We start from the raw sequence: 1,112 nt of genomic DNA, 5'->3' as shown, positions 1-1,112 counted from the left end.
CACCCGGGCCATCCGTGACGAACCCCGACGAGCGCTCCCCATCCTGGGCATCACCAACAACCCGGACACTCACGGAACTTGATCAGGCCCTGGCCGCATCGGGCCCTGAACCTGTTGCCGCCGCGCCCACCGGCCACCGTCGTCGATCTCGACGAGCAGCGCCGAGTACGGCGAAGACCGATCCTCGGCGGGCTGATCAACGAGTACGAGCGAGCCGCGTAGATCCTCAAGAAGCCGCAGGCCACCGCAGGTACGGAGTATTGAGCCCCTACAGGCTCGCCCTGCTGCTGATCAGCGTCGCCGAACGCCGCACCGGTCAGACCTGGAACCGGATCAGCGCCGCTCGCGGCCGTGTCCACAAGGTCACCCTCACCGGCGACGCCGGACAGATCACCCAGACCACCCCGCTGAGCAGCGAACAGGCCGCCCTCTATCGCGACTGCGGCATCGAGCCGCCACCCCGGATCACTGCCGCTGACCCTGCCTGACCAGCCGCAACGCGTCCACGTGGGGCACACGCCTCCGCAGCCGCCCTCTCGACGTTCCGCAGATCAACCCCTATTTTCGACGCATCCGCGTGCCCACCAACTGCGGAACTCAGGCAGCATTCCGGAGACCATTGACGGTGTACTCACCGGTGATAGGGGAGGAAGACGCCCCTTGGGTACGGACGTTGCTGCGAGGCTGCTGGATCGGGGTGTCGGACTGGCGCACCGACGGTGCTGATGTCAGCGAATTCTCGCTGCTCAGGCGGTCGGCCACCCCGTCGTCGGGGTCGGCCCCGTGGGTGCTGCTACTGTTACCGGAATGTTCCTCCTTCGTGCGTAGACCAAAGACTGCCTCCGCCCTGGTGCGGATCAAGGCCCTACTGTCTTTGACCTGCCTTTGGCGCGTACGCGCGCCACGCTCGATGAGGAACGTCATATGTCTTCCCTTTCAGGGAATCCTTCGTATTCTGCGGTGCTGCGTCAGCCATATGCGCTGCGGACCTTTGCTGCAGCCACAGTCGGCCGCTTCTCAGAGGGCGGTCTGGAGTATTAGGTCCGTTTTAGGGTGAGGGTGAACACTCCGGGTTCGTCCTCGGTCAGGACGTGGCGGTTGACCATGCGCTT

2 protein-coding genes are annotated in these 1,112 nt (G+C 64.9%); both read left to right on the top strand.

The genetic code is table 11. From position 1 onward, the window contains the following. Positions 1–78 precede the first annotated feature (78 nt). Positions 79–222 (top strand): hypothetical protein, encoded by a 144-nt coding sequence (locus T398_RS26805; protein ID WP_496450583.1) that lies wholly within the window; start codon positions 79–81, stop codon positions 220–222. A gap of 38 nt (positions 223–260) precedes the next feature. Next, complete coding sequence (locus T398_RS26800) at positions 261–488, top strand: hypothetical protein (protein WP_496450581.1); 228 nt, start codon at positions 261–263, stop codon at positions 486–488. Positions 489–1,112: the final 624 nt, after the last annotated feature.

Source organism: Salinispora goodfellowii (assembly GCF_059570675.1).
Note: the sequence above shows the minus strand (reverse complement) of the source record. Positions and strands in the feature narration are given on the sequence as shown.